Source organism: bacterium, assembly GCA_030693205.1.
Taxonomy (GTDB): domain Bacteria; phylum Patescibacteriota; class Minisyncoccia; order JAHIHE01; family JAHIHE01; genus JAHILZ01.
On record JAUYBG010000013.1, the window covers coordinates 1 to 5832 of the forward strand.

Sequence of the window (5832 nt, forward strand, 5' to 3'; positions counted from 1 at the left end):
TTGCCTCGGCGCTTCGCGCCTCGGCAGGCAGATTGTATAGTATTTGCCAAGATTTTTTGGGTTCAATCGCCACCTTTTGCGAAAGCAAAACGCGGTTCGCCGTTGCGAAGCATCGAATAAACGAAGTTTATGAGCCAATCCTTTTTATTCCGCCGAAGGCGGAAAGCAAAGCGATAATTTTTAACAGCCCAAAAGCGATATGAAATATTTTTTATACATCAGAAAATCAACGGACGAGGACGACAGACAAGTTTTGTCGTTGGAAGCGCAAGAAACAGAATTGAAAGAATTTGCCTTGCGGGAAAATCTTTTGATCGCCGCTACTTTCAGAGAATCACAGACCGCCAAAGAGCCGGGCAGACCGATTTTCAACGATATGCTCAAACGAATGGAAAGCGGCGAAGCCGAGGGGATTTTAGCGTGGCACCCCGATAGATTGGCGAGAAACAGCATAGACGGCGGGCGGGTTATTTTCTTGATTGATACCGGAAAAATCAAAGCGCTAAAATCCCCGACATTCTGGTTTGAGCCGACACCGCAAGGCAAATTCATGCTCAATATCGCTTTTGGGCAATCAAAATATTTTGTTGATAATCTTTCAGAGAATACTAAAAGAGGGTTGCGTCAAAAATTGCGCCGAGGCGAATTGCCCGGCTACGCTCCGCTTGGATATTTGAACGACTTGCTAAAACATACGATGTATAAAGATCCTGAAAGATTTCGCCTCGTTCGCAAAATTTTTGAACTTTACGCAACCGGAAATTATTCTCTGAAAGATGTGCGGAAGTTGATAACTTCCGCCGGCTTGTTGAGCCGAAAGAAAAATATGCTTTCCGTTTCCAATATCCAAAGCATACTTTCCAATTCATTTTATTACGGAGTTTTCAAATACAACGACGAAATGTATGACGGAAAGCATGAGCCAATGATTCCAAAGAAACTTTTTGAAGCGTGCCAAAAAGTGATGGCGGATCGTTCGCGCCCAAAAAAGCCGAGCCAAAAAGAATATCCGTTTAGAAATATGCTTGTTTGCGGAGAATGCGGTTGCGCCATTACTTCCGAAACGCAAAAAGGACATAACTATTATCGTTGCACTAAAAAGCGGGATAAAAAATGTTCGCAAAAATATATCCGCGAGGAAATTTTGGCACGCCAGATTTCAGACGAGCTTCAAAAAGTTTCTTTGTCTTCCGCTTGGGCGGAGTGGATATTAGGAGAACTAAACAAGGAAGAAGCGGAAGCCGCCCAAAGCGGAGCCGTTTTCGCTCAAAATCTCAAAGACAAAATAAAAGAGCTTGAAGGAAAGCTCGACATACTTTTAGACGCTCATTTGGACGGCACAATTTCGCGCGAGGAATACACCGCTAAAAAAGAAAAAATCATCAACGAAAAAGCCGAACTTTCTGAAAAATCAAAGGATTTTGAGCGAAACGGCAATCATTGGCTCGAACCGGCAAGACAATTCATTTTAGCGGCTCAACAAGCCAAAATTATCGCTTTGCAAGAAAATCCCGTCGCGGGACGGGATTTTCTCAAAAGGATTGGCTCGAACCGCGTTTTGCTTTCGCAAAAGGTGGCGATTGAACCCAAAAAATCTTGGCAAATACTATACAATCTGCCTGCCGAGGCGCGAAGCGCCGAGGCAACAAACTCGCAACATACAATTTGGCTCCGGCGGTAGGATTCGAACCTACGACCAAGGGATTACACTACTAATTAGTGGACTATATCATCCTCATGGATAATGGAATTATCTTTAGAGGTCGGGCGCTGGTAAGGGATTATTGTTGGTACTCACCCTTTAGTCTCTACACCTTCTCAAGAACCTAAGACCTCTTGAGCTTGGCTCGGTATTGGCCGGACAAGGCGTTCACCGAATTCACCCGATTTTACATTCCGAATTTCTTCGGAGCGCTGCCTGCAATGAATTTCAGCGTGGCAATTGGCGCAAACTAATATGCATTTGTCCAATTCCCGCTTAATTTTTTCCCAAGATCTTGTAAACCCATCGCCTGAAACAGCAAAGTCTTTTTCTCCCGGTTTTGTATGATGAAATTGAAGCGCTTCCTGGCACTTGCCATAACCGCACAATTCACATACGCTACCTTTGTATTTTATAGACTTCTGTTTTAGGTCTTTTCTCCGTTTATCAACGAAGAATTTTCCTTTGCACTTTGGGTTGCAAAATCTGCGTCCTAGTTTAACTTCTTTTGTGCAAATTTTCCAAGCACATTTCATAAAAGCTTGTATGCTAAAGAAATTAAATTAGTTGACAGTCCCCTGCGCTACCACTGCGCTACGCCGGAAGATGCTTTTGCCTTAAAAAACAAAAAGCAATGTAACAAGTTTTACCCCATTACATTGCTTTATTGTAATACAATCTTTAAAAATAATCAAGTAGCTTCTTGGCTTCCGGATGTTTCTTGATCCGGTCCAGCGCCTTGGCCTCGATCTGGCGAATACGCTCGCGGGTCACACCGAATTCCTGGCCGATCTCTTCCAAGGTGTGAGTAATTCCATCTTCCAGACCGAATCGCATTTTCAAGATCTTCTGCTCGCGCGGACTCACTTTCACTAAAATTTCCGTGATATAATCTTTTAATAATTTTCGCGCCGCCGACTGATTGGGCAAAATCGTTTCCGTGTCTTCAATAAAATCCCCCAACGTGCTCTCGTCGTTCTCTTCGCCCACGCTAGTTTCCAAAGAAATAGTGTCTTGCGAAATTTTCATAATATAGCGGACTTTTTCCACTTCCAATCCCATTTCGCTGGCGATCTCTTCCGGCAATGGCTCGCGGCCCAGATCCTGCACCAGGTGGCGGGTGATCTGCGCGAATTTATTAATCGTCTCCACCATATGCACCGGGATCCTGATCGTGCGCGACTGATCAGCCAGCGCTCTCGTGATCGCCTGCCTGATCCACCAAGTGGCATAAGTGGAAAACTTATAGCCTTTCCGCCAATCGTATTTTTCCACCGCCCGGAACAAACCGATATTTCCTTCCTGTATTAGGTCGAGCAAGGTCAGATTATGGCTCCTACCCACATATTTTTTGGCAATGCTGACCACCAGGCGCAAATTCGCCTCGGCTAATCTTTTCTTGGCCGCTTCATCGTCTTTTTCAATTCTCTTGGCCAGCTCAACTTCTTCCTGCGCGCTCAAAAGCGAAACCTTGCCGATCTCTTTCAGATACATTTGCACGGAATTGGTGCTGATCTCGTCCGGCGGTATTTCCTTGGCAATGTCCGGAACCGAAACAGCGGTTTTCTTCTCCGCGGCTTCCACGTTTTCGGCGTCTGTCATTGAGATCACCACTTTGCCCGCCTCGATCCGGATATTTGATTCTTCCAGTTTTTTATATAGATTTTCCAGCGAATCAAGATGATTTTCAATATCGCCGATCGCGGCCAGAATTTCCCCTTCCGTCACAAAACCTCTGTCCCTGCCCCGAGCGATCAGGTCATTGATGGCGATCTCTTTTTCTTTTTCCAAAGCCAAAAGGGCTTCCTTGGTTTTTTTTACTTTCTTAGGCGCTTTTTTCGAAACTTTTTTTCTCTTAATGGCTTTCCGCTTTGGGCTATGGGCGCGCTTTTTTAACTTTTTCTTAAAAAGTTTTTTTGCGGTTTTCGTTTTCTTGATTTTTCGCGCCGCCTTCTTTTTGTTTTTACCGGCATGTTTTATCGCTTTGCGGTGCAGCTTTTTTTTATTTTTTTTCGCCATAAATTACTTTGTTAATTTTTCTTTTTTTTGCGAGATATCGGCCAGCTCTTTCATAAAAAGCTTGATCGATTCATGATCTTTATTCGCTTCCGCTGTTTTAATGTCTTTTTCGAGGATCTTTTGCTTGGCTTCATATTGCTTGGAGACCAAACGCTTCAGTAATTCTTCGAATACTTTGTTGGTTTTTCCCGGCTCGCTTCCGATCTCATAATAATATTCCGCCTTCAGGGCTATTTCCGATAAATTCTGGAATAATTCCGGAGCCAATATTTTCTTTAAGTCTAGCATTAAATCCGCTTTTTGTAAACGCTCTTCGCCGTAAGAGGCGGCTGTCTCGTATATTTTTCGCCAATCGGAATTGTTAAAAACAAATCCATATTCCTTGATCTTTTTTATCTGGCCGGCAATATCGGGCGGCAGGATCATAAGCGCCAAAAGATAACCTTCCAGTTCCTCGGAGTTTTTAACCAAAAATCCCGATCCGGCGGCTCTCCCGCTCGCGCTTGGCGCGCTTTTATTTCCCAGCCTGATTTTTTTCAATTCTTCAAGCAATACTTTTTCATCAATATCTATCTTGTCGCTCAAAATTCCCACCCAATGAGCCTGCTCGATCGAGGAAGGGATCTTCGCGATCTCTCCTAGCAGTTCATCCGCTATCGCTTTTTTGCCTTCCAGGGTATTCGCGTTATTTTTGCTGAAAGAGTTTTTAAAATAAAAATCATTGATATCAATCGCTTCTTTTACCAATTTTTTCCATCCGTCGGGATTATCGACAAAATCAGAAGGATCTTTTTCAGCCGGCAAGACAACTATCTTCACGCCAAACCCCGCGCCAACCGCAAGATCAATGCTGCGCCTGGTCGCCTCCTGCCCGGCATCATCGCCGTCAAAAGATAAGATAAGGCGCGACGCGTATCGCTTGATGAGTTTTAATTGCTCGCTGGTCAAAGCGGTGCCGGAAGAAGCGACGGCGTTCGTCACTCCCATCTGATGCGAACCGATAACATCCATATATCCTTCCACCAAAATGCAATTATTGGTCTTCCGAATCCGCTCCCTGGCAAAATTCATACCATACAAGATCCGGCTTTTGCTGTAGGTCAAACTTTCCGGAGAATTGATGTATTTGGCTTCTTGCCCGTCTTTCCTGGTAAAAGACCTTCCGCCAAAACCCACGGTGCGGCCGGTAATATCCAGGATCGGGAACATGATCCGACCCCGGAAACGATCATAAAAATTTTCGCTATTCCCTCCGGAAGAAAAACTTGAACCTCTGTCACGCGCCACCGTAATGCCCGCGGAAAAGATCTCTTTTTTGGTAAAACCCCTGGCAACAAGAAAATTTTCCGTATCGCTCCACGCGTCCGGTGCATAGCCTATTTCAAAATTATTGATCGATTCTTCGGTCAAGCCCCGTCCCAATAAATATTTTTTAGCCGCCAATCCTGCTTCGGTTCTTGCCAATTGTTCCCGGTAAAAATTCTTGGCCACGCGATTCACTTCCAGAATTTTTGTCTTGGCGCCGGCCGCCTCATAATTTATTCTCTTCAGCTCCACGCCCGCTTTTTCCGCCAGGTGACGGAGCGCTTCCGGAAATTCCATCCCTTCCATTTTCATCACAAAAGTAAAAATATCCCCGCCCTGCCCGCAACCGAAGCAATGCCAGATCTGGCGCTCCGGACTGATCACGAAAGAAGGGGTTTTTTCATTATGAAAAGGGCAAGGCGCTTTGAAATTTCTTCCTGCCTTGCTTAGCCTGAGATAGCCGGAAAGCACCTCGACAATATCCAGACGGTCTTTTATTTCTTGCAGTTGCGAATCTACCATAAAAACGTGCGTTAGACATCAAAATAAGCGCTTTTTGACTTATTGTTGTTTTAAAACAAAAAATAAGCCATATATACCAGCGCTTTTTTTAAATACATTATCAACATCTTTATGATACACTCTTTTTAAAATTTGTAAAATGGATGTATAAGTCCACCCTTTTTTGCACTCCTCGTTAATTTTTAAATTTCTTGGCAAGGATAGGAGATATTGCACCGGCGATAATTTGTTTTGAAAAGCACAATGCGGTCTTTCGGTATTATACCATAAAAGATAATCAATAA

Annotated in this window: 5 protein-coding genes; 2 read left to right on the forward strand and 3 right to left on the reverse strand. The window is 44.1% G+C overall.

All coding sequences use genetic code 11. The annotated features are described in order from the left end of the window. On the forward strand, nt 1-203 hold a 203-nt coding region (locus tag Q8N37_03515; GenBank protein MDP3057561.1), incomplete at its 5' end, for a hypothetical protein. Continuing rightward, nucleotides 200-1681, forward strand: a complete 1482-nt coding sequence (locus Q8N37_03520) for a recombinase family protein (GenBank protein MDP3057562.1) — start codon at nt 200-202, stop codon at nt 1679-1681. The genes Q8N37_03515 and Q8N37_03520, both read left to right, overlap by 4 nt. 137 nt (nt 1682-1818) lie before the next feature. On the opposite strand, the gene Q8N37_03525 is transcribed toward Q8N37_03520, so the two are convergent. From Q8N37_03525 to dnaG, 3 genes are all read right to left on the reverse strand, one after another. Further along, entirely contained in the window at nt 1819-2238 is a 420-nt protein-coding gene (locus tag Q8N37_03525) for a hypothetical protein (protein MDP3057563.1), read from the reverse strand. A 145-nt stretch (nt 2239-2383) separates the two neighbouring features. Then, nucleotides 2384-3721 (reverse strand): sigma-70 family RNA polymerase sigma factor, encoded by a 1338-nt coding sequence (locus Q8N37_03530; GenBank protein MDP3057564.1) that lies wholly within the window; start codon nt 3719-3721, stop codon nt 2384-2386. A gap of 3 nt (nt 3722-3724) precedes the next feature. Then, the gene (dnaG, locus tag Q8N37_03535; GenBank protein MDP3057565.1) at nt 3725-5548 is read right to left on the reverse strand and encodes a DNA primase; all 1824 of its coding nucleotides are present in this window, start codon (nt 5546-5548) and stop codon (nt 3725-3727) included. Nucleotides 5549-5832: the final 284 nt, after the last annotated feature.

Coding starts and splice junctions, on each gene's coding strand:
- Q8N37_03525 (MDP3057563.1), bottom strand. CDS start 2,238: ATGAAATGTGCTTGGAAAATTTGCACAAAAGAAGTTAAACTAGGACGC.
- dnaG (MDP3057565.1), bottom strand. CDS start 5,548: ATGGTAGATTCGCAACTGCAAGAAATAAAAGACCGTCTGGATATTGTC.
- Q8N37_03530 (MDP3057564.1), bottom strand. CDS start 3,721: ATGGCGAAAAAAAATAAAAAAAAGCTGCACCGCAAAGCGATAAAACAT.
- Q8N37_03520 (MDP3057562.1), top strand. CDS start 200: ATGAAATATTTTTTATACATCAGAAAATCAACGGACGAGGACGACAGA.